The following is a 20,412-nucleotide window of genomic DNA, read 5'->3' on the forward strand; positions in this document are numbered from 1 at the left end:
ACGCCATCCCCGCAGTGGCCGAGGGGCTCGGCAAGCCCGCGGGGGAAACGCTGGAAATCTTATTGCACCAGATTGGTGCAAACCGCCGGGGCGGTTCTGGTGCGTCAGTTCATGCGGTAGGTGTGCAGCGTGGTACCGCTGCCCGTCGCGCCTTGCTCAAGCGGGGCGTGCGGCACCCAGCCGTCCTGAGTCAGCACGGCGTCCAGCGGGAAGTCGTGCGGGGCGGGTTCGTAGTCAGCGTCGAGCTCGCCGCAGCTCCAGGCGATGCCGATGGTGATGAACGGGTGGCCGCGCTCGCGCAAGGCGGCCAGCGTGCGGTCGTAGTAGCCGCCGCCGTAGCCCAGGCGGTCGCCTTGCTCGGTATAGCCCAGCGTGGGCACCAGGATCACGTCGGGCAGCACCTCGTCGCCAGCGGCGGGTTCCTGGATGCCGTAGGGGCCGGCGCGCAGTTCGGCCTCGGGCGTCCAGGGCAGGAAGGCCAGTGGGGCGTTGCGCGTGCGGACCACGGGCAGCGCCACGGCCACCCCGTTTTCCACCCATTGCGACAGCAGCGGGCGCAGGTCGGGTTCATCCGCCATGGGCCAGAAGGCCGCGACGGTGGCCGGCGCGSCACGGCCGGCGCGCACCGCTTCGTCACGCGCCACATTCAGCCACGTGAAGAGCCGCGCGCGCATCAGCAAACCGCCACGGCTGCGCTGATCTTCGGGCAATTCGGCACGCAGTTTCCGCAATCGCGTGCGGTGCTGGACTGCGGTATCCTCTGGAGTATTTTGCGTAGTCATGCAGTGGCTGTGATGGGGGATGGACAATGAAGGCGAACGTGCTGGAATCGGGCATGCAGGAAGTCGGCATGCTGGCGGGCAAGGCCGGTGCGTGCATGGCCGGTGTAGGTTGCAGTGTAGGTCGGCAAATGAGGGACACCGCATGACACAGACCCTGCAATCGCGACGGTATCAGAAAACCGCCCGGAAATCCCCGCGCACCCCCTTCACCTCGGACCCTCGCGCCGGCTTGCGCCGCTGGCTGCCGCTGCTGGCATTGTTCACCGCCGCCTGTGCACCGGTCGACGCGCAACAACGCAGCGCCGCCGTCAATACCCAGCCCCAACCCCAGGCCGCTGCCCAAGCGGCTCAGCCCGTTATTTCGGTGCCGCCCGCCGTGCTGGCCGGCCTGCCTCCCACAGCCGACACGCCCGCGCTTGCCGCCGTGGTTGCCGCGCGCGAAGCCATGAACCGCAAGCAGTGGTCGGTGCTGGGCGCGCTGGTGCCCCAGGCTAAATCTGACACGCTGGGCATGTACCCCGAATACTGGCTGCTGCGCTATCAGCTGTGGACGCCGCCCGCCACGGGCCGGCCCACCGCTGACCTGCAACGCTTCATCAGCAGCAATAACGACGCCTACCTGGCTGACCGATTGCGTGGCGACTGGCTGCTGGCCGCCGCCCGCAGCGGCGACTTCGAAACCGTGCGCAAGCTGGCGCCCGTGAAGAACAGCAACGCCCAGATCGAATGCGCCATCCTGGACGCCAAGCACATGACCGGCCAGCGCGCCACGGCCGCGCAGGCACAGGCGGTGTTTGCACCGGGGGGCTCCTGCTGGGCGCTGTATGACCAGCTGGTCGCCGACAACATTCTGGGCTGGGATCAGCTGGAACCGCAGTTGCGCGACGCCATCGAGGCCGACAAGACCACAGACGCCCGCAAGCTCGTGCAGTACATGTTCGAGGCGCGCGACCTGAAGACGTACGACGCCATGATGAAGGACCCCATGAAGTGGCTGACGCGGCAAGACCGCATGCCCGTGGGCCGCAACGAGAAAGAACTGGTGAACATCGCGCTGGCCCGGCTGGCGCGGTCGGATGTCAGCGTGGCGGATTCGTATATGCGCCGCGAATGGGCCAAGTCCATGTCCAAGCCGAATCTGGCCTGGGTGCGCGGCCAGTACGCGCTGATGGCGGCGCTGAAGCTGGATAGCCGCGCCGACGACTGGTACCACGAAGCCGGCCACATCCGCATGACGGAATACAACGCGGGCTGGAAGGTGCGCGCCGCGTTGCGCCAACCCAAGATCGACTGGAAGTGGGTCATCGAGTCCATCGACGAGATGCCCGCCTCGCAGCGCGACGATACGTCGTGGGTGTACTGGAAGGCGCGCGGCCTGGCCGCAACCGGCCGCAAGGAACAAGCCAACGCGCTGTACGCCGGCATTGCCGACCGTTTCGATTTCTACGGCCAGTTGTCGGCCGAAGAACTGGGCCGCCGCATCAACGTGCCGCCGCGCCCCGCGCCCGTCAGCGACCGCGAAATCGCCGAAGCCCGCGCCAACCCGGGCCTGCAACGCGCCGTGCAATTGTTCCGCCTGGGCTGGCGCGCCGAAGCCGTGCCGGAATGGAACTACACGCTGCGCGGCATGAGCGACCGCCAACTGATGGCCGCTGCCGAACTGGCGCGCGCCGAAAATATCTTTGATCGCGTGGTCAATACGTCTGACCGCACCGAAAAGGAATTCGACTTCAGCCAGCGCTTCATCGCGCCGTTTGAAGGGCGCGTCACCGCCAAGGCCAACGCCATCGCACTGGACCCGGCCTGGGTCTACGGCCTGATCCGCCAGGAATCGCGCTTCATCATGGATGCGCGTTCGCACGTGGGCGCTTCCGGCCTGATGCAGCTGATGCCGGCCACTGCCAAGTGGGTCGCAGGCAAGATCGGCATGACCGATTTCACGCCCGCCAGCGTGAATGATTTCGACACCAACACCGAGCTCGGCACGAACTACCTGAACATGGTGCTGCGCGATTTGAACGGCTCGCAAATGTTGGCCAGCGCAGGCTACAACGCCGGGCCGCGCCGCCCGCACAACTGGCGCTCGACGTTTACGCATCCCGTTGAAGGCGCGATCTTCGCCGAGACCATCCCGTTTAACGAAACGCGCACCTACGTGAAGAACGTGATGTCCAACGCCGTCTACTACGCGGCGATGTTCAGCGGGCAGTCGCAGTCCTTGAAGGAACGGCTGGGCAACATCGTGCCGCTGGGCGCCGAAAGCACGTCGATTCCATGACGCCAGATCCGGCCATCGACGGCTTGCAGGTGTATATCGTGGGCGGGGCGGTGCGTGATGCTCTGCTTGGCCTGCGCCCCGGCGATCACGACTGGGTCGTGGTGGGCGCCACGCCCGAAGACATGGCCCGCCGCGGCTTCATCCCGGTGGGCGGTGACTTCCCCGTTTTCCTGCACCCGCGCACCAAAGAGGAATACGCGCTGGCGCGCACCGAGCGCAAGTCCGGCCGCGGCTACAAGGGGTTTACGTTCTACACCGGCAGCGATGTCACGCTGGAAGAAGACCTGCGCCGCCGCGACCTGACCGTCAACGCCATCGCCCAGACGCAAGACGGCGAACTCGTCGACCCCTTGGGCGGCGCGGCCGATGTGCGCGCGCGCGTCTTCCGGCATGTGGGCGACGCGTTCCAGGAAGACCCGGTGCGCATCTTGCGGCTGGGACGTTTCGCCGCGCGCTTTGACGATTTCACCATCGCGCCGGAAACGATGGCGCTGTGCCGCCACATGGTGGACGCCGGCGAGGCCGATGCGCTGGTGGCCGAACGGGTCTGGAAGGAATTGTCGCGCGGGCTGATGGCGAAAAAGCCGTCGCGCATGTTGGGCGTGTTGCAGGATTCCGGCGCGCTGGCGCGCGTGATGCCCGAGCTGCAAGGCGTGGAGGAAGCCGGCGCGGATGTCGATCGTGCGGCGCAGTCGGGCTTGTCGATGGCGGGGCGCTACGCCTTGCTGTGCCGGCTGACGCCTGAACGCGAGGCGCTGGGGCGGCGCATGCGCGTGCCGACCGAATGCAATGATTACGCGCGACTGCTGCCCGAGGTCTTGGCAGGCTTGAACGCCACCGAGCAAGGCGGCCCCGACGCGCAGCTGGCGCTGATGGAACGCGCCGATGCCTTGCGCAAGCCGGAACGCTTTTTTGATCTCTTGAAAACGGCTGCCATCTTGCAGCCCGTGGATACCGACGCGTGGCAATCACGCGTGGATGCTGTGCGCGGTGTGGATGCGGGGGCTATTGCCAAGGCCTGCGCAGGCGACCCAGCCCGCATCAAGGACAGCGTGCGCCAGGCGCGGCTGGAACAACTGGAACGCTTGCAGGCGGGCTGACGCTTGCAGGAACGGGGCGGCGCGGCCAACGTGCCGCGCCCTCCGCCTGACGTCCTTACAGCTTGCCCAGACGGTCGCCGCGCGCAAAGCCCGCCAGCGGTTCCGTCATGCCCCGGCCCACGGCCAGCACCTTGAAGAGTTCGCCCATCTCGGCTTCGGACAGCAGCTTCTGCACGGGCGCGACGGCCTGCGCGTACTGTTGCGCGTCCGACGGGTCCAACTGCGCCAGCAGATCCATCAGCCCCGCATTCATCAGAAAGCGCGCCTGCGACGTATAGCCCAGCACCTGCAAGCCGGCTTCCAGTGCCGCGTCCGCCATGGCCGTGAAATCCACGTGCGCGGTGATGTCCTGCAACCCGGGGGCGGTGAAGGGGTCGCCATGCGCGTGATGGCGCAGATGGCACATCAGCGTGCCGCCCGCGCGCTGCGGATGGTAGTACTCGCTGCGCGGAAAACCGTAGTCGATCAGCAGCGCCGCGCCGCGTTCCAGCCAGGCGCCCATCGCGGCAATCCACGCTTCGCCTTGCAGGTTGATTTCCGACACATAGCCCGGCAGGGCTGGCATGCGCGCCGCGACGGCGGCGGCAAGCGCGGGCGCGGCAGGGCGGTCGGCCCACGCGAAATGCTGATCGGCATCCAGCGACACGCCGCGCTCCAGCACGGCGCCATCTTCGCCCCAGCAAAACAGCGATACCGGCATCGCGTCCAGCACTTCATTGGCCAGCACGCAACCGGCAAAGGTATTGGGCAGCGCGTCCAGCCATTGCACACGGCTGCCGAACGGCGCCAGCCGCTCGGCCTGGCGCGCGCGCAAGTCGGCTGAAACTTCCAGGATGAAGTACTGCGTCTGCTCCAGCCCCAGCGCATGCAGCTCTTGCAGCACGCCTTCGGCCAGCGCGCCGGTGCCGGCGCCAAACTCCAGCACGGCTTGCGTTTGCGTCTGGCGCAGCACCTGCGCCGCCTGACGGGCGATGGTGCGTGCGAAGAGCGGGGTCAATTGCGGGGCGGTGACGAAATCGCCCGCAGGCGTCTTGGCGTCGTCATCCCCGTCCGCCAGCTTGACGTTGCCTGCGGCGTAATAGCCCAGCCCGGGCGCGTACAGCGCTTCGGCCATCCAGTGATCGAACGGCAGCCAGCCGCCATTGGCGATGATCGCGGCGCGCAGGTGCGCGGCGGTGGCGTCGCTATGTTGCTGGGCGGCGGGGGACAGCGGGGGCAGGTTGGCGGGCGCGGGGCGTTGCATGGTCGAGGAAGGCGTGGTCATGGGCGCATTTTCCCAAAAAAAGAACGGCCCCGCTGGGGGCGTGGCCGCATCTGTTGGTGACCCCAAAAAACAAACCCCGCGACGGGCGCGGGGTTTGTTAGGGGATCAAGCGGGCGAATTAGCCGCGGCGATCAGCCGGCTTGGCGAAGCGCTTAGCGGGGCCGCCGGGGCGCTTGTCGAACGAGGGCTTGGCGCCACGGAAACCGCCTTCCGGACGGTCACCGCCGCGGAAGCCGCCTTCGCGCTGGGGACGGTCGCCGAAGCTGGGGCGATCGCCGAAGCTCGGACGGGCGTCACGGTCACCACCGCGGAAACCGCCTTCGCGGGGAGCACGCTCGCTGAACGGGCGGGCATCGCGCTGGGGACGATCACCAAAGCTGGGGCGGTCGCCGCCGAAGCTGGGACGCGCATCGCGGTCACCGCCACGGAAGCCGCCTTCACGCTGGGGGCGGTCGCCGAAGGGGCGATTGCCCTGGTAGCCGCCTTCGCGCTGGGGACGATCACCGAAGCTGGGACGATCGCTGAACGAACGGGCCGGGCGGTCGCCGAAAGGACGATTGCCTTGGTAGCCGCCTTCACGCGGGGCGCCGTCGCGGTTGCCTTGGTAACCACCTTCACGCGGCTTGAACTCGCCACGGGGAGCGCCGCCTTCACGCGGGCCGGCAAAGGAACGGCCTTCGCGGTTGCCTTGGTAGCCGCCTTCATGACGCGAACCACCGAAACCACCGGGGCGCTTGCCAAACGGCTTGCCGCCACGCGGGGCGCCGCTGCCACCGGCCGACGGACGGGGCGTGCGCTTGGGTTCCAGACCGGCGATGGTTTCCGCCGTAATCGTTTGACCGATGTAGTGCTCGATACGGCGAACCTTGTGGCGCTCGGAGTGCGTCGCCAGCGTGAACGCCAGGCCGCTGCGGCCGGCGCGGCCGGTACGGCCGATACGGTGCACGTAGTCTTCGGCTTGCATCGGCAGGTCGAAGTTCACAGCGTGGCTGATGCCTTGCACGTCGATGCCGCGGGCGGCAACGTCGGTGGCAACCAGAATACGCAGCTGGCCGCGTTGCAGTTGCGACAGGGTACGGGTGCGCTGGCGCTGGTTCATGTCGCCGTGCAGGGCAGCGGCGGCAAAGCCTTGGTCAGCCAGGCGGTCGGCCAGGTCATCGGCGCCACGCTTGGTGGACGTGAAGACAATGGCTTGATCCAGCTTGGCGTCACGCAGCACGTGATCCAGCAATTGCATCTTGTGGCCAGCGTCGTCTGCGTACAGCAGGCTTTGCGTGATGTTGGTGTGCTTTTCCTTGGCGCCAGCCAGCTCGATACGCTGCGGGTCGCGCATCATTTTCGAAGCCAGCTTGGCGATCGTGCCGTCCAGCGTGGCCGAGAACAGCAGCGTTTGGCGATCTTCCGGCAGGCGGCTGACGATGGTTTCGATGTCTTCAATGAAGCCCATGTCCAGCATGCGGTCGGCTTCGTCGAGCACCAGCGTGTGCACGGTGTTCAGCTTGACGCGGCCCGATTGCAGGTGGTCGATCAGGCGGCCGGGGGTGGCGACCAGCACGTCAACGCGGCGCGACAGCGCCTTCAGTTGCGCGCCGTAGGGCATGCCGCCAACAACGGTGGCGGTGCGCAGGTCAGCCAGCTTGCGGCCGTAGGTGGCGGTGGCTTCGGTAACTTGCAGAGCCAGTTCGCGGGTCGGGGTCAGCACCAGCACTTGCACGCCGACGCCCTTGTTGGCGGGCATCTGGGCAATACGGTGCAGGGCCGGCAGCATGAAGGCGGCGGTCTTGCCGCTGCCCGTCTGCGAGGACACCATCAGGTCGTGACCGGCCAGCGCTTGCGGAATGGCAGCAGCTTGGACGGCGGTGGGGGTGTTGAAGCCAGCTTCTTGGACGGCCGACAACAGAGCGGGTGCAAGACCCAGGTTTTCGAAAGACATTACTTTCCCTTGCCGCAATCAATGCGACGCAGTGCTTGGTCGGGCCAGGGGATTAGGCGGCCGGATCCAGGCGACGGTTGATGGAGCATCGTGCCGACCGAATCAACCGTGCGCATGGCGCGTTCTCGTATACAGATTGGAACGCAGGGCGAAAGGAAAGGAGGTCAGGAATCGATGATAGTTCGGCATGGGGCCGGGGCTAGACTGCCCGGCAGACTGCAAAAAATTCCGCTAAATCAAGGCGGTAAATGCCGAACTCGTTTTGTGCAGTGCGGCGATCATAACCCGAATTCGCCTTGCAAGGAAATTATTTTTTTGTCCAGTCCCCAATCAATAGGGTTTTTCCCTTGGTTTACCAGCCACTGGTTTGTGGTCAGGAAGTGGCCGCAGCCCAGAAACGGAACGGGCGGCCGGCGGGCGGATAGCGGGGAGGGGTGGTTGGACATCAGGATCAGATGGCCGCTGTTGTCGGGCAGCAACAAGCGCTTGGCCTGCGCATGCGCGCCCCACAGCATGAAGACCTTGGGCGAGGGGTCGCGGGCCACCAGCGAAATCAATGCATCCGTCACCGTTTCCCACCCGCGTTTGGCGTGCGAGGCGGGCTGGCCGTCTTCCACGGTAAGCGCGGTGTTCAACAGCAGCACACCCTGATCGGCCCAGGGGCTCAGGTCGTTGCCCGCGGGCACGGCCGTGCCGGGAAACTCTGCGGCGATTTCATTGAAGATGTTGCGCAGGCTGGGCGGGCGCTTGCAGTCGTCCGGGACCGAGAACGCCATGCCTTGGGCCTGGCCCGCGCCGTGGTACGGGTCCTGGCCCAGAATCACCACGCGCACGTCTGACGGCGCCATGCCGTGCAGCGCGCGAAACGGCGTGGCGGGATACACGACCGCGCCTTCGGCAAGCCGCTTTTCCACATGCGCGGTGGCGGCGGCCAAGGCGTCGGCCACGGCGCGCGGCGCAAAAGCGGCCGCCCAGGCGGCGGGAAGTTGCGCCGTCTGGGCGGCGAGGGTGTTGGGTAGCAGGCGGTTATCGAGCGGCATGGGCGCAATTTTGGCATAGCGGCGCGGATTGTCCGGCTGCCGCACGCGGACCGATCAGCTACTGCAATCCGCTACTGCATCTACCCGCCCCGCACATGCCAGCCGCGGCTGACCCCAAACCTGCCTACTGCATGTACCAGCCGTGGCAGACCCCAAACTCACCTACTGCATATACCAGCCGCGGCTGACCCCAAACCCGCCTACTGCATGTCCCAGCCGTGGCTGACCCCAAACCCGCCTACTGCATATACCAGCCGTGGCTGACCACGAACGACTGGCCGGTGAACGCCGCGCTGGGGAAGGTGCACAGGAACAGCGCGGTCTGCGCCACGTCTTCAACGGTGGTGAACACGCCGTCCACCGTGTCGCCCAGCATCACCTTTTTCACAACGTCTTCTTCGCTGATGCCCAGCTCTTTGGCTTGCTCGGGAATCTGCTTTTCAACCAGCGGCGTGCGCACGAAGCCCGGGCAGATCACATGCGAGCGCACGTTATGCGCGGCGCCTTCCTTGGCCAGCACGCGGGCCAGGCCCAGCAGCGCGTGCTTGGCGGCCACATAGGCCGACTTCAGCGGCGAAGCTTCGTGGGAATGCACCGAGCCCATGTAGATGACCACGCCGCCGCGATCGCCCTGATACATGTGCTTGAGCGCCGCCTTGGTGGTGAGGAAGGCGCCGTCCACGTGGATGGCCTGCATCTTCTTCCAGTCCGAGAAGGCGAACTTGTCGATCGGGTTGACGATCTGGATGCCGGCGTTCGAGATCAGGATGTCGATGCTGCCGTAGGCGGCCGCCACCTTGTCGATGCCTTGATTCACGGCGTCTTCGCTGGTGACGTCCATGGCCACGCCCATCGCCTTGCCGCCGGCCTGTTCAATTTCTTTGGCCACCGCGTCCGCGCCCGCCTGATTCAGGTCGGCAATCGCGATGGTGGCGCCTGCGCGGGCGAGCGTCAGTGCAATTTCCTTGCCGATACCGCTGGCCGCGCCGGTGACGACGGCGACTTTTCCATTCAACGAGTTCATGCTGCAACCTCCAGGTGGGGAATGCCAAGTCTTGATCGTAGTCCTTCAGCTTGAGCGCAGGCTGAATGCCCGTGTCGTTTTTGTCCCGGAATCGAATCGGATCATTGCGTCCGCCGGGGCGCTGCGCGAGAATCCGCCCCAACCGGCGGCGGGAGCCCTTCCCACGACGCCCTACATTCCTCTAGGCGGTCAGCCCCGTGGCATTTCCATTTATCACTCGCCTTCCCCGGCTGGCGCGCCGCACGGCGCTGTGCATCGCCGCGATGTTTGCCGCACTGCCCGCGCACGCGGCGCATATCGTGGTGGACACCGGCCACACGCCCGCTCGCCCCGGCGCCACCGGCGCGAGCGGGCGTGTGGAGTATCTGTACAACCTGGACATCAGCAACCGCGTGGCGATGGCGTTGCGCGCCATGGGCGACCGTGTGACGCAAGTGGCTGCCGATGGCGCCGAGATAGATCTGGGCAAGCGCTCAAGGATCGCGCCGCGCGCAGATTTTTTTGTCTCGATTCACCACGATTCCATGCAGCAGTGGCTGATCGATGCGGGCCGTCAGCGCGAGTTCTCTGGCTACGCCGTCTTCGTGTCGTCGCGCAATCCCCACTACGAGCAGAGCGTGCGATGCGCCCGGGCAATTGGCGAACAGCTGCTGGCCGCGGGCGAGAAGCCGTCGCTGTATCACGCGGACCCGATCGTGGGCGAAAGCCGGCCCGTGATTGACGCCCGGCTTGGCGTGCAGCGCTTCGATAACCTGGCGGTGCTGAAGACCGCGCCGATGGCCGGTGTGCTGGTCGAGGTGGGGGTGATTGTGAACCCGGACGAAGAGCGCCGCCTGGCCCGGCCCGAGGTCATTGACCGGCTGGCGCGTGCGATTGCCGATGGCGCGCACGCTTGCCAGCAGCCGTAGGCAGTCAGGAGGCGGCTTGGTGCGCCACGTCTTCCGAGGGCGCTGCGGGCTTGATACGCAGCAACAGGAAGCCGATCAAGCCAGAGGCCAGTGAACCCGCCAGCACGCCGATCTTCGTGGCGTCAACGCTCGCGGCATCGGTAAAGGCCAGGGCACCGATGAACAAACTCATTGTGAAGCCGATACCGCACAGCAAGGCGATGCCGTACAGCTGCGTGAACGTGGCATGGCGTGGCAGGCTGGCGACGCCGGCTTTGATGGCCAGCCACGCGAAACCGAACACGCCCAGCTGCTTGCCCAAGAACAGGCCCAACGCCACACCCATCGGCACAGGCTGCGCCAGGCTGGCCAGGCCCATCCCGGCAAACGACACGCCCGCGTTGGCGAAGCCGAAGATCGGCACGATCAGCAAGGCGACCGGCTTGTGCAACGCGTGCTCCAGATCATGCAAGGGGGAATGGGCGCCGGGCTTGCCGGCATTGCGGGGGCTCAGCGGGATGGTCAGCGCCAGCGCCACGCCGGCAAGCGTTGCATGCACGCCGGATTTCAGTACGAAGTACCACAGCACAGCGCCGATCAGCAGATACGGGGTCAGGCGTGTGACGCCCGCGCGGTTCAGGCAGAACAGGCAGACCAGCAGCGCGCCCGCCATGGCCAGCGCCACCACCTTGAGCTGCGCGGTATAGAACAGCGCGATGATGATGATGGCGCCCAGGTCATCCAGGATGGCCAGCGCGGTCAGGAAGATTTTCAGCGATGTCGGCACGCGGCTGCCCAGCAGCGCCAGGATGCCAAGCGCGAACGCGATGTCGGTGGCGGCGGGAATGGCCCAGCCGCGCAACGTTTCCGGGCTGCCGATGTTGATCAGCACGTAGATCAAGGCGGGCGCGACCATGCCGCCCAGCGCGGCGATACCGGGCAAGACGATGCGCGAGACGCCACGCAACTGGCCGTCCAGCACTTCGCGCTTGATTTCCAACCCGACCAGCAGAAAGAACACGGCCATCAGGCCATCATTGATCCAGTGCAGCACCGTCTCGTGCAGCACGATGGGGCCCGCCTGGAAACCCAGTTTGCTACCCAGCACATCAAAGTAGAGCGGCGCTGCCGGACTGTTGGCGATGATCAACGCGGCCAGCGCGGCCGCCATGAGCACGTAGCCGCCGAGCGCCTCGGAGCGCAGAAAGGCCTGTAGAAATGAGGGGCGAGGGTGCGGGGTTGCCACGTGGGTCAAAGGAAATTCCTGGATTCGGGTTGCGGAAAATAGAGCTGAATTTTACCTGAACGATAGGAAAATTCCGGGCATTGTCGGCGAAATGCGTGCCATTTTGCTGTCATCCTGAGGCCCGCTGATGGAGAGCCGGCTGTGGCCGGAAGCGGGTTTTCTAGCAGGGTGTTGCTGCGTCGGGTGGTCTGAGCAGCCGGCCATCACGAGATGTATGGCGACGGGGAATATTACCGACCCGCAATGCCTCCAAGAATAAGAAAGTTCTCGAACATTTTGCACCTCGGGCGGAATGCAATAACGCCTTGTTATGAGTGCAATGCCATGCCCTTCCTGCCTTCCCTTTCCGTTTTAACTCACACGCTTTCGACCGCCAGCGCCATACCTCGCTTGGTGGACATCGGGTTGTCGTTGACGCCACCCGCTGACGCCGCGTCAAACGGGGCCTATCAACTCACGCGCCTGGTACCCAGCGCGCGGGTGCAGACGTGGCGCCGCGACGGCGCAGAGTTTTCGATGTCGCCGATGGGCGCTATCCGCGTCTGGCAAAAGCAACGCTTGGTTGCGTCGGAATGCGTCCATGATCGTCAGGCGCACGGCGCGGCGCCGCTGAACCCGGAAGACTACGCCTACCTTGAAGCCTTCCTGCTCCTTGAGGGGCGCGCGTGGAATGATCTCCATCCGGTGCAGGCCAAGGGGCATGACGATGCGTAATTCCCCTGCGCCGCGCGGCGCCCGGGCCACCGGCGGCCTGCGCATCCTGCACACCGAGGCCGCCACGTCGTTTGGGGGTCAGGAGTTCTGCATCTACAAAGAGATGATCGCCATGCGCAAGCGCGGCCATCATCTGGAACTGGTCTGCCAGCCGGGGGCGGAATTGGGCGATCGTCTGGCGCAAGCCGGTTTCACCGTGCACCACACCGTGATGGACGGCCCCTTCAATTTCTTGCGCAGCGTCGCGGTTATCCACCGCCTGCTGCGGCGCGAACGCTTTGATGTGCTCAACACCCACAGCCGTCGCGATACCGTGCTGGCGGCATTGGCCGCCCGGCTGGCCGGCACGCCGCTGATCGTGCGCACGCGCCATTTGGCCAAGCCCATCCGTTCCCTTTATGCCTATACGTGGCTGGCGCATCGGGTCATTGCCGTCAGCCGGTTCGTGCGCAAGCAGCTGCTGGATGGCGGTGCGCGGCCCGGGTCTGTGGCCACCATTCATTCCCCGGTGGAGTTGCCGCAGCTGCGCGAAGGCGCCTGCGTGCGGCGCGAATTGGGTTTGCCGGACGACGCTCTCGTGGTGGGTTGCGTCGCCGTGATGCGGGCCGACAAGGGCCATGCCGATCTTATCGACGCCTTCCTGCATGTATCCGCCCGCTTCCCGTCGGCGCACCTGGTGTTGGTGGGCGACGGCATGCCGGTGCTGAGCCAATTGCACGCGCTGGTGGCAACCCTGGGCCTAGCCTCGCGGGTGCATTTCCTGGGGCGGCGGGACGATATCGCCAATGTGCTGAAGGCCTTTGACGTGTTCGCGTTGCCGACTCACCGCGAGGCCCTGGGCACCGTGTTCATCGAAGCCGCGGCAATGGGCGTGCCGGTGGTGGGTACGGCCGTGGGCGGCGTGCCTGAAACCATGGTGGAAGGCGTGACCGGCCTGCTGGTGCCGCCGCGCAATCCCGCCGCTCTGGCCAGCGCATTGGACAGGCTGCTGGCCGACCCCGATCTGCGCCGCCGAATGGGGGATGCCGGCCGTCACCTGATCTGTGGCCTGGGGCTGTTCACCGCCGAACGCGCGGCGGATCAGGTCGAGCGTGCATACACGCACTGGCTAGCCGAACGGGGGCGGCCCCGTCGCGCCGCGCTCAGTGCATGAGCAGCGCGTTCATCGCCTCAACGATCCGGTTGCGATAGCGCGGCAGCAGCGCTTGCGTGCGCGCTTGGCGTTCCACCCAATCCGCCGGTTCGGCGCCGGCTGCCACGCGCGGCGCGGCCCAGATCGGATCAGGAAAGTGGCGGTCGCCGCGCCAGCGCGGGATCACGTGCCAGTGCAGATGCGGCACCATGTTTCCCAACGACGCCAGGTTGATCTTGTCCGGCGTCAAGATGGATTGCTGCGCCTCTTCGACGGCGTACACGGCCCGCATCAGCAGGTCTCGCCCATGCGTGGACAGGCTTGTCATCTCGGCCAGATGGCCGTTCCAGATCACGCGGGTGAAGCCGGGATAGTCGGCGTCGTCTACCTCGATCACGCGCAGATGCGGCCCGCGCCACAGCACGGTGCCGCCGTCTTCCTGGCACAGCGGACAGTTCGGGTCGCGAGCGCTCACGCCATCACCTTGCGGTATTGGAGGAAGCCTGAGCGGTCTGCAACGCGGTCGTAAAGCTGCATGGCCGCGGCATTGGTTTCATGGGTCAGCCAATACACACGCGCGGCGTTGGCGGCGGCGGCTTCGGCGTACACGTGTTCGATCAGCTTGCGGCCTGCGCCCGTGCCACGCACGTCGGGGTCCACGTACAGGTCTTGCAGGTAGCAGTAATCGCCCGCGGTCCAGGTAGAACGGTGGAAGATCCAGTGCACCATGCCGATGGCGCGTCCGCTTTCATACGCCAGCGCTGCATGCATGGGTTCGGCGGGGTCCAGGAAGCGGGCCCAGGTGTTGCGGGTTACGGCGTCATCGATGTTGACGCGGTAGAACTCCTGGTAGCCCTTCCACAGCGGCAGCCAGACGTCGAAGTCGGCGGCGACGATGGGGCGGATTTCAGCGGTACTCATGGCGCAAAGCCTCCTGGCGGATGCGGATCAGGGGAGAGGAATTCAGAGCTTTTCTTCCATGGCTTCGACGATGTGTCGCAGCACTTGCAGACGAGCGTAACGCTTGTCGTTGGCGGACACCAGATGCCAGGGCGCGTGGCCCACATCCGTGCGCGTCAGCATCTCGTTGGCCGCCGCCGCATAGTCTTTCCATTTCTCGCGGTTGCGCCAATCGTCAGGCGTGATCTTGAAATTCTTGAAGGGCGATTTCTCGCGCTCTTGAAAGCGCTCGAGCTGCACGTCCGCCGTCACCGCCAGCCAGAACTTCAACACCAGCGCGCCGCTTGCGGCCAGCTGTTGTTCGAAGTCATTGATCTCGGCATAGGCGCGGCGCCAATGGGCCGGCGTGATCAGCTTTTCCACCCGTTCGACCAGCACGCGGCCATACCAGGAGCGGTCAAAAATAGCGACGCGTCCATGGCGCGGCAGGTGCCGCCAGAAGCGCCACAGATAGGGCCGCGACAGTTCGTAGCTATTCGGTGCGGCAACCGGCGTGATGTCGTACTGGCGGGCGTCCAAGGCGTGCGTCACGCGGCGGATCGCGCCACCCTTGCCAGCGGCGTCCTGGCCTTCGAACACCAGAATCAGCGAACGCTCTTGAAATGCCTTTGACCGCGCCGCGCGCGCCAGCCGGCCTTGGAGCAGGCCCAGCTCGGATTCGTAATCGTCCTTGTCGATCTTGGCGTCGTAATCCAGCTTGCCCAGGCGGTCGACGATACGGGCCGGGCGGGAATGCGCCAGGAACGATTGAGGAATGCGCGGCACGCCACGCTGGCGCAGCGCGGTGAGCACCGCTTCGGCCGTGCGAACCGAACGCATGTTCTCGTCGGCGCTGGGAATCACCACCCAGGGCGCGTGGCCGCTGTCGGTATGGTTCACGACGATCTGCCCGCCGTTGCGAATGCGGTCGTATTTCTTGTAGACCTTCAGGTCCACCGGGCTGACCTGCCATGAGGTCTCCGGGCTGGCCAGCAGACGCTGGGCGCGGTCCTTTTGCGCCTTGGCCGACAGGTGAAACCACAGCTTCACAATCTGCACGCCTTCGGCGGCCAGCATCGCTTCAAAGTGCCGGATGGCGGCGGAGTGCGCTTCGATATATTCCTGGTTGGGCTTCTTGCGCGCGGACTCGATGATCAGCGGCGCGTACCACGAGCCGAACACGATGCCCGTGCTGCCCTTGGGCGGCAGATCTTTCCAGTAGCGCCAGAACGGGGGGCGTTCCTGCTCTTCGCCTTCGGGCGGCCCGTAGGCCAGCGTCTTGATGTGGCGCGGGTCCATCCATTCGTTCAGCAGATTGACGGTGGCGCCTTTGCCGGCGCCGTCTATCCCCGCCACCACCACCAACAGGGTTTTTTCCCGCTTCTCAAGGCGTTCGTATTGCGCGTTGAGCAGGGCGACGCGCAGCCGCTCCTCCAGCGGTTTGAATTCGTCCTTGGACAGGCTGGGGTCGGCTTCGGCTTCTGCGAACATGGGCAATCCGTCTGATCGGCAATCGGTTGATCGGGCGATCTTGCGGGATAAGTTTCAGGCGCGCAAGTGCATTGCGCGCCTATTGCGGCCCTAGAGTCCGTCGACGGGAATCTTCAGATAACGCACGCCGTTGTCTTCGGGCGGCGGAAAGTGGCCCGCGCGGATGTTCACCTGTATGGCGGGCAGGATCAGCGTGGGCATGGAGAGCGTGGCGTCGCGCTTGGTGCGCATGGCGACGAATTCCGCTTCGCTGATGCCGTCGCGCACGTGGATGTTGGCGTGGCGCTGCTCGGCCACTGTGGTTTGCCAATGCGCGTCGCGGCCATTGGGCGGGTAGTCGTGGCACATGAAGAGACGCGTGCCGCCGGGCAGGCCAAGCAGGCGTTGGATCGACCGGTACAACTGGTGCGCATCGCCGCCGGGGAAGTCGCAGCGCGCCGTGCCGACATCCGGCATGAACATCGTGTCGCCCACGAAGGCGGCGTCGCCAATCAGGTAGGCCATGTCGGCGGGCGTATGGCCCGGCACGTGGATGGCCGTGGCGGTAAGCGTGCCGATCTTGAAGGTTTCGCCATCGGTGAACAGGCGGCCGAACTGTGAGCCGTCCAGTTGGAATTCGGGCTCCAGGTTGAAGACGCGTTTGAACACGCCTTGCACGGTGCGGATGCTCTGGCCGATGGCGATGACGCCGCCCAGCTGGCGCTGCAAGTACGGCGCGGCGGACAGGTGGTCGGCATGGGCGTGGGTTTCCAGCAGCCACTGAAGCGTCAGCCCTTGTGCGCGGACATACTCGGCCACCTGGTCGGCGCTGCCCGTGTGAGTGCGCCCGGACTTGGGGTCGTAGTCCAGCACCGAATCGATGATGGCGCAGGCGCTGCCGTCGTGCACCACATAGGTGACGGTGGCGGTGACCGGATCAAAAAACGCTTGGATGTGGGGATTCATGGTGGCCGCTGGGAACAATATATATTTTTAAATAATATTGTTTGATAGTTTATTCGTCAATATAATGAAAAATTACTAGCCCGCCGAACCTGCTTGCCATGAATGCCGCCCTGACCGATTGCGAACTTGCCGCCTTGCGCGAATCTGCTGCCCAAGCGTGCACGCTATTGAAGGCGCTGGCCAACGAAGACCGCCTGCTGCTGCTCTGCCAACTGGTGCAGGGGGAACGCAACGTGGGCGAACTGGAATCGCTGACCGGCATCCGCCAACCGACCTTGTCCCAGCAACTGGGCGTGCTGCGCGACGAAGGCCTGGTCACGACGCGCCGCGAGGGCAAGTACGTCTACTACCAGATGGCCAGCTTCGAAGTCAGCCAGGTCATGAAAACGCTTTCCAGTTTGTACTGCGGCCGCGCGATGGAGTCACTCTCATGAATATGGACTGGCCCGCTTTCACGCCAGCGGCAGCGACCGCGGGCGGTTTGCTCATCGGCGCCGCCGCCGTGATGCTGATGGCGGGCGCGGGCCGCATCGCCGGTATCAGCGGCATTCTGGGCGGCTTGCTGCCGATGCAACGCGACAGCGTGTGGCGGTTGGCGTTTTTGCTGGGGTTGTGCGCGGCGCCCTGGCTATACCAATTGGGGGCGGCGCTGCCCGCCATGGTGGTCCAGGCCAGCACCCCGCGTCTGATCGTGGCGGGCTTGCTGGTGGGCATCGGCACGCGCTACGCGTCGGGCTGCACCAGCGGACATGGCGTGTGTGGCTTGTCGCGCGGATCGCGCCGGTCGTTTGTTGCGACCGCGTTGTTCATGGCCGCGGGCTTCGCCATGGTCTACGCGACGCGGCATATGGTGGGAGGCTGACATGGCCTACGCAATGCAATTTCGGGCGGGGGGCTGACATGGTGGCGCTGATCGCTTTCGCATCGGGCCTGGTCTTTGGGCTGGGGTTGATCGTGTCCGGCATGGCCAACCCGGCCAAGGTGCTGGGCTTTCTGGATATCGCGGGCCAGTGGGACCCGTCACTGGCGTTTGTGATGGGAGGCGCGGTGCTGGTCACGGCAGCGGGCTTCGCCTTGCTGCGCCGCCGCCGGGTGAGCCTGTCGGGGGAACCGATGCGCTGGCCCAGCGCCACCGGCATCGACTTGCGCTTGGCGCTGGGCAGCGTGGCGTTTGGCGCGGGTTGGGGGTTGGCGGGCTTTTGCCCTGGGCCCGCGCTCGTGGCGGCCGCAGCCGGCGTGCAGGAAGCGCTGATCTTCGTGGCCGCGATGGTCACCGGCATGGCGATCTACTCGGCGCTTGAATTCCTCAGGCGCAAGTAGCGCCGCTCGCGCGCCGACGTTACCGTGGGCGCCCGTCAAGGCCCGTCAAGGCCCGTCAAGGGGCGGCAGGGGGCGGCAGGCCGCGCGGCGCCTTGGCTCCGCCCGTGCCCGCCCTTTACTACTCTGCCCTTTCCTCTTCCCTTTACTCTGCCCTTTCCTCTGCCCTTTATTCCGACGTCACTCGTATGTGCGCACGTCGTCGATGACCTTGCCGTCGTTCGGCAGGCCGTCGGCGTCCACCCATTCCACGTCAGCGCGCAGCTTCGTCACATCACGCACGGAATCGGCGATGCGCTTGGACAGCTCTTCGCCGCGCACGCGTGATTCCACTTTCAGCACCATGCGGTCCGATCCCGTGCTGCCGCTGATGACCAGCCGCGCGCGCAAAATTTCAGGATGCCTGCGCACCACGTCCGCCACTTGCGACGGGTGCACGAACATACCGCGCACCTTGGTGGTTTGATCCGCGCGGCCCATCCACCCCTTGATGCGTGTGTTGGTGCGGCCGCAAGGTGAGATGCCGGGCATCACCGCCGACAAGTCGCCCGTGCCGAAGCGCACCAGCGGATAGTCGGGGTTCAGCGTGGTGACGACAACTTCGCCGACTTCACCATCTGGCACCGGTTCGCCTGTGCCCGGGCGCACGATCTCGACGATGATGTCTTCGCCCAGCACCAGCCCTTGGCGCGCGGGCGTCTCGAACGCAATCATGCCCAGGTCGGCGCTGCCATACGCCTGATAGCCTTCGATGCCGCGCGCGGCCAGCCAGTCGCGCAGCGACGGCGGGAATGCTTCGCCCGACACCAGCGCGCGCCGCAGCGAATCCAGCTTCACGCCAAGCTCATCGGATTTCTCCAGGATGATCTTCAGGAAACTGGGCGTGCCGGTGTAGCCGCTGGGCGCCAGGTCTTGAATCGCGCGCACCTGTTGTTCGGTCTGGCCAGTGCCGCCCGGAAACACCGTGCAGCCCACCGCGTGCGCCGCCGTTTCCATCATGGAACCGGCGGGCGTGAAGTGATAGGAAAAGCAGTTGTAGGCGAGCTCGCCCGCGCGAAAACCCGCCGCGTACAAGGCGCGGGCAAAGCGCCAGTAATCGGCGCGCGCGCTTTCCGGTTCGTAGATAGGGCCGGGCGACGCAAACACCCGCATCGCTTCGCCCCAGCCGATGGCGGAAAATCCGCCGAACGTTTTGCCCGGCCCGGCGGGGGCGGCGGCATCGTCGCGGCTGTGCTGCTGGCGTTCCAGCAATTCGTGCTTGCGCAAAACGGGCAGGCGGGCCAGCGCCGCCCGCGACGTAATCGTGGCGGGATCAACGCCGCGCAACTGCTCGGCAATTGCCGGGGCGCGGGCCATCGCCCGGGTGATCGCGGCGGGCAAGGCGGCCATCAGCTCGCGCTCACGTTGCTCGGGCGCTCGCGTTTCCAGGACATCGAAAAACTCGGACATGGGATCGCACCCTCTCTCAAGCCAGCCAGCGTTTGCGGCGGCGATAGAACTTGTTGTCGCGGAAGCTCTTGCGCTCGCCGCTGGAAATACCCAGGTAGAACTCTTTCACGTCCTCGTTCTGAGCCAAGTCCGACGCCGCGCCGTCCATCATCACGCGCCCGTTCTCCAGGATGTAGCCGTAGTCGGCATAGCGCAGCGCGATGTTGGTGTTCTGTTCGGCCAGCAGGAAGCTCACGCGTTCGCGCTGGTTCAGGTCGCGCACGATTTCAAAAATTTCTTCCACGATCTGCGGGGCCAGGCCCATCGACGGTTCGTCCAGCAGGATCATGTTGGGGTTGGCCATCAGCGCGCGGCCGATCGCCGTCATCTGCTGTTCACCGCCCGACGTGTAGCCGGACTGGCTGCTGCGGCGCTGTTTCAAGCGCGGGAAATACTGGTAGACGCGTTCCAGGGCGGCGGCGGTATCGCCACGGCTTATGTTGCGCGTGTAGGCGCCTGTCAGCAGGTTTTCTTCGATGGTCAGGTGCGCAAAACAATGCCGGCCTTCCATCACCTGCACGACGCCGCGCTTGACCAGTTCGGCCGGCGACAGCCGTTCGATGCGTTGGCCACGGTATTGGATGTGGCCTTTGGTGACGTCGCCGCGCTCGCCCTTGAGCAGGTTTGATATGGCGCGCAGCGTCGTGGTCTTGCCCGCGCCGTTGGCGCCCAGCAAGGCCACGATCTTGCCTTCCGGCACCTGCAGGGACACGCCCTTGAGCACCAGGATCACGTGGTTGTAGATCACCTCGATGCCATTCACGTCGAGCAGCACGTTCGGCGTGTCGACGGGAGAGGCAGCAAGGGTTGCAGCGGAAGATGCAGCGGTCAT

20 protein-coding genes are annotated in these 20,412 nt (G+C 65.6%); 8 read left to right on the top strand and 12 right to left on the bottom strand.

Annotated elements, in window-relative coordinates:
- Positions 1-104 precede the first annotated feature (104 nt).
- The gene (locus AC1DB0_RS20050; RefSeq protein ID WP_476758724.1) at positions 105-782 is read right to left on the bottom strand and encodes a 5-formyltetrahydrofolate cyclo-ligase; all 678 of its coding nucleotides are present in this window, start codon (positions 780-782) and stop codon (positions 105-107) included.
- A gap of 142 nt (positions 783-924) precedes the next feature.
- Here AC1DB0_RS20050 and AC1DB0_RS20055 point away from each other — a divergent pair, with 142 nt between their 5' ends.
- Positions 925-3,060, top strand: a complete 2,136-nt coding sequence (locus AC1DB0_RS20055) for a lytic transglycosylase domain-containing protein (protein ID WP_054420722.1) — start codon at positions 925-927, stop codon at positions 3,058-3,060.
- The gene (locus AC1DB0_RS20060; protein WP_346552621.1) at positions 3,057-4,160 is read left to right on the top strand and encodes a tRNA nucleotidyltransferase/poly(A) polymerase-related protein; all 1,104 of its coding nucleotides are present in this window, start codon (positions 3,057-3,059) and stop codon (positions 4,158-4,160) included. The genes AC1DB0_RS20055 and AC1DB0_RS20060 overlap by 4 nt, the downstream gene beginning before the upstream one ends.
- A gap of 55 nt (positions 4,161-4,215) precedes the next feature.
- Here the strand turns inward: AC1DB0_RS20060 and AC1DB0_RS20065 are convergent, their stop codons facing one another.
- From AC1DB0_RS20065 to AC1DB0_RS20080, 4 genes are all read right to left on the bottom strand, one after another.
- Positions 4,216-5,403, bottom strand: coding sequence for a class I SAM-dependent methyltransferase (locus AC1DB0_RS20065; protein WP_454670108.1), 1,188 nt, complete (start codon positions 5,401-5,403; stop codon positions 4,216-4,218).
- 139 nt (positions 5,404-5,542) lie between these two features.
- Positions 5,543-7,357, bottom strand: coding sequence for a DEAD/DEAH box helicase (locus AC1DB0_RS20070; protein ID WP_054420720.1), 1,815 nt, complete (start codon positions 7,355-7,357; stop codon positions 5,543-5,545).
- Between the two features lie 278 nt (positions 7,358-7,635).
- Complete coding sequence (locus tag AC1DB0_RS20075) at positions 7,636-8,397, bottom strand: uracil-DNA glycosylase (RefSeq protein WP_054420719.1); 762 nt, start codon at positions 8,395-8,397, stop codon at positions 7,636-7,638.
- A gap of 238 nt (positions 8,398-8,635) precedes the next feature.
- Complete coding sequence (locus AC1DB0_RS20080; protein WP_054420718.1) at positions 8,636-9,421, bottom strand: 3-hydroxybutyrate dehydrogenase; 786 nt, start codon at positions 9,419-9,421, stop codon at positions 8,636-8,638.
- Positions 9,422-9,684: 263 nt separating this feature from the next.
- Here AC1DB0_RS20080 and AC1DB0_RS20085 point away from each other — a divergent pair, with 263 nt between their 5' ends.
- Positions 9,685-10,329 carry an N-acetylmuramoyl-L-alanine amidase family protein gene (locus AC1DB0_RS20085; protein ID WP_476757597.1) on the top strand — a complete coding sequence of 215 codons (645 nt, stop codon included), beginning with the start codon at positions 9,685-9,687 and terminating at the stop codon, positions 10,327-10,329.
- A 4-nt stretch (positions 10,330-10,333) separates the two neighbouring features.
- Here AC1DB0_RS20085 and nhaA read toward each other — a convergent pair whose 3' ends face one another.
- Complete coding sequence (gene nhaA / locus AC1DB0_RS20090; RefSeq protein ID WP_427944989.1) at positions 10,334-11,563, bottom strand: Na+/H+ antiporter NhaA; 1,230 nt, start codon at positions 11,561-11,563, stop codon at positions 10,334-10,336.
- A gap of 315 nt (positions 11,564-11,878) precedes the next feature.
- Between nhaA and AC1DB0_RS20095 the strand changes: the two genes are divergently transcribed.
- Together AC1DB0_RS20095 and AC1DB0_RS20100 are read left to right on the top strand one after the other, a co-directional pair.
- Positions 11,879-12,268: a hypothetical protein gene (locus AC1DB0_RS20095; protein ID WP_054420715.1), complete on the top strand. Its 390-nt coding sequence runs from the start codon at positions 11,879-11,881 to the stop codon at positions 12,266-12,268.
- On the top strand, positions 12,255-13,421 hold the full coding sequence (locus AC1DB0_RS20100) for a glycosyltransferase (RefSeq protein WP_476757513.1): 1,167 nt from the start codon (positions 12,255-12,257) through the stop codon (positions 13,419-13,421). The genes AC1DB0_RS20095 and AC1DB0_RS20100 overlap by 14 nt, the downstream gene beginning before the upstream one ends.
- Here AC1DB0_RS20100 and AC1DB0_RS20105 read toward each other — a convergent pair.
- From AC1DB0_RS20105 to AC1DB0_RS20120, 4 genes are all read right to left on the bottom strand, one after another.
- A complete protein-coding gene (locus AC1DB0_RS20105) occupies positions 13,411-13,875 on the bottom strand; it encodes an HIT family protein (protein WP_054420714.1) in 465 nt (154 codons plus the stop codon). The genes AC1DB0_RS20100 and AC1DB0_RS20105 overlap by 11 nt on opposite strands.
- Positions 13,872-14,321, bottom strand: coding sequence for an N-acetyltransferase family protein (locus tag AC1DB0_RS20110; RefSeq protein ID WP_476757514.1), 450 nt, complete (start codon positions 14,319-14,321; stop codon positions 13,872-13,874). The genes AC1DB0_RS20105 and AC1DB0_RS20110 overlap by 4 nt, the downstream gene beginning before the upstream one ends.
- 42 nt (positions 14,322-14,363) lie before the next feature.
- Positions 14,364-15,830 carry a polyphosphate:AMP phosphotransferase gene (gene pap / locus AC1DB0_RS20115; protein ID WP_346552626.1) on the bottom strand — a complete coding sequence of 489 codons (1,467 nt, stop codon included), beginning with the start codon at positions 15,828-15,830 and terminating at the stop codon, positions 14,364-14,366.
- Between the two features lie 90 nt (positions 15,831-15,920).
- Positions 15,921-16,775 carry an MBL fold metallo-hydrolase gene (locus tag AC1DB0_RS20120; protein ID WP_175170319.1) on the bottom strand — a complete coding sequence of 285 codons (855 nt, stop codon included), beginning with the start codon at positions 16,773-16,775 and terminating at the stop codon, positions 15,921-15,923.
- A 98-nt stretch (positions 16,776-16,873) separates the two neighbouring features.
- On the opposite strand from AC1DB0_RS20120, the gene AC1DB0_RS20125 reads away from it, so the two are divergent.
- From AC1DB0_RS20125 to AC1DB0_RS20135, 3 genes are read left to right on the top strand one after another with little or no spacing between them, the layout of a single operon-like run.
- A complete protein-coding gene (locus AC1DB0_RS20125) occupies positions 16,874-17,209 on the top strand; it encodes an ArsR/SmtB family transcription factor (protein WP_054420711.1) in 336 nt (111 codons plus the stop codon).
- On the top strand, positions 17,206-17,637 hold the full coding sequence (locus tag AC1DB0_RS20130; protein ID WP_054420710.1) for a YeeE/YedE family protein: 432 nt from the start codon (positions 17,206-17,208) through the stop codon (positions 17,635-17,637). Before AC1DB0_RS20125 ends, AC1DB0_RS20130 begins: the two co-directional genes overlap by 4 nt.
- Before the next feature lie 38 nt (positions 17,638-17,675).
- Positions 17,676-18,095, top strand: coding sequence for a DUF6691 family protein (locus tag AC1DB0_RS20135; RefSeq protein ID WP_476757515.1), 420 nt, complete (start codon positions 17,676-17,678; stop codon positions 18,093-18,095).
- A gap of 177 nt (positions 18,096-18,272) precedes the next feature.
- Here AC1DB0_RS20135 and AC1DB0_RS20140 read toward each other — a convergent pair whose 3' ends face one another.
- Together AC1DB0_RS20140 and AC1DB0_RS20145 are read right to left on the bottom strand one after the other, a co-directional pair.
- Positions 18,273-19,541 (bottom strand): phenylacetate--CoA ligase family protein, encoded by a 1,269-nt coding sequence (locus AC1DB0_RS20140; protein ID WP_342066361.1) that lies wholly within the window; start codon positions 19,539-19,541, stop codon positions 18,273-18,275.
- Positions 19,542-19,557: 16 nt separating this feature from the next.
- The gene (locus AC1DB0_RS20145) at positions 19,558-20,412 is read right to left on the bottom strand and encodes an ABC transporter ATP-binding protein (protein WP_476757516.1); all 855 of its coding nucleotides are present in this window, start codon (positions 20,410-20,412) and stop codon (positions 19,558-19,560) included.

Source organism: Achromobacter sp. 10T422, from assembly GCF_056394065.1.

What these genes read in the sequence shown, in the direction of transcription:
- AC1DB0_RS20100 (WP_476757513.1), top strand. Translation starts at nt 12,255, where the DNA reads ATGACGATGCGTAATTCCCCTGCGCCGCGCGGCGCCCGGGCCACCGGC.
- AC1DB0_RS20080 (WP_054420718.1), bottom strand. Translation starts at nt 9,421, where the DNA reads ATGAACTCGTTGAATGGAAAAGTCGCCGTCGTCACCGGCGCGGCCAGC.
- AC1DB0_RS20070 (WP_054420720.1), bottom strand. Translation starts at nt 7,357, where the DNA reads ATGTCTTTCGAAAACCTGGGTCTTGCACCCGCTCTGTTGTCGGCCGTC.
- AC1DB0_RS20135 (WP_476757515.1), top strand. Translation starts at nt 17,676, where the DNA reads ATGGTGGCGCTGATCGCTTTCGCATCGGGCCTGGTCTTTGGGCTGGGG.
- AC1DB0_RS20085 (WP_476757597.1), top strand. Translation starts at nt 9,685, where the DNA reads ATGTTTGCCGCACTGCCCGCGCACGCGGCGCATATCGTGGTGGACACC.
- AC1DB0_RS20120 (WP_175170319.1), bottom strand. Translation starts at nt 16,775, where the DNA reads ATGAATCCCCACATCCAAGCGTTTTTTGATCCGGTCACCGCCACCGTC.
- pap (WP_346552626.1), bottom strand. Translation starts at nt 15,830, where the DNA reads ATGTTCGCAGAAGCCGAAGCCGACCCCAGCCTGTCCAAGGACGAATTC.
- AC1DB0_RS20130 (WP_054420710.1), top strand. Translation starts at nt 17,206, where the DNA reads ATGAATATGGACTGGCCCGCTTTCACGCCAGCGGCAGCGACCGCGGGC.
- AC1DB0_RS20095 (WP_054420715.1), top strand. Translation starts at nt 11,879, where the DNA reads ATGCCCTTCCTGCCTTCCCTTTCCGTTTTAACTCACACGCTTTCGACC.
- AC1DB0_RS20055 (WP_054420722.1), top strand. Translation starts at nt 925, where the DNA reads ATGACACAGACCCTGCAATCGCGACGGTATCAGAAAACCGCCCGGAAA.
- AC1DB0_RS20065 (WP_454670108.1), bottom strand. Translation starts at nt 5,403, where the DNA reads ATGCAACGCCCCGCGCCCGCCAACCTGCCCCCGCTGTCCCCCGCCGCC.
- AC1DB0_RS20110 (WP_476757514.1), bottom strand. Translation starts at nt 14,321, where the DNA reads ATGAGTACCGCTGAAATCCGCCCCATCGTCGCCGCCGACTTCGACGTC.
- AC1DB0_RS20060 (WP_346552621.1), top strand. Translation starts at nt 3,057, where the DNA reads ATGACGCCAGATCCGGCCATCGACGGCTTGCAGGTGTATATCGTGGGC.
- AC1DB0_RS20075 (WP_054420719.1), bottom strand. Translation starts at nt 8,397, where the DNA reads ATGCCGCTCGATAACCGCCTGCTACCCAACACCCTCGCCGCCCAGACG.
- AC1DB0_RS20140 (WP_342066361.1), bottom strand. Translation starts at nt 19,541, where the DNA reads ATGTCCGAGTTTTTCGATGTCCTGGAAACGCGAGCGCCCGAGCAACGT.
- AC1DB0_RS20145 (WP_476757516.1), bottom strand. Translation starts at nt 20,412, where the DNA reads ATGACCGCTGCATCTTCCGCTGCAACCCTTGCTGCCTCTCCCGTCGAC.
- AC1DB0_RS20125 (WP_054420711.1), top strand. Translation starts at nt 16,874, where the DNA reads ATGAATGCCGCCCTGACCGATTGCGAACTTGCCGCCTTGCGCGAATCT.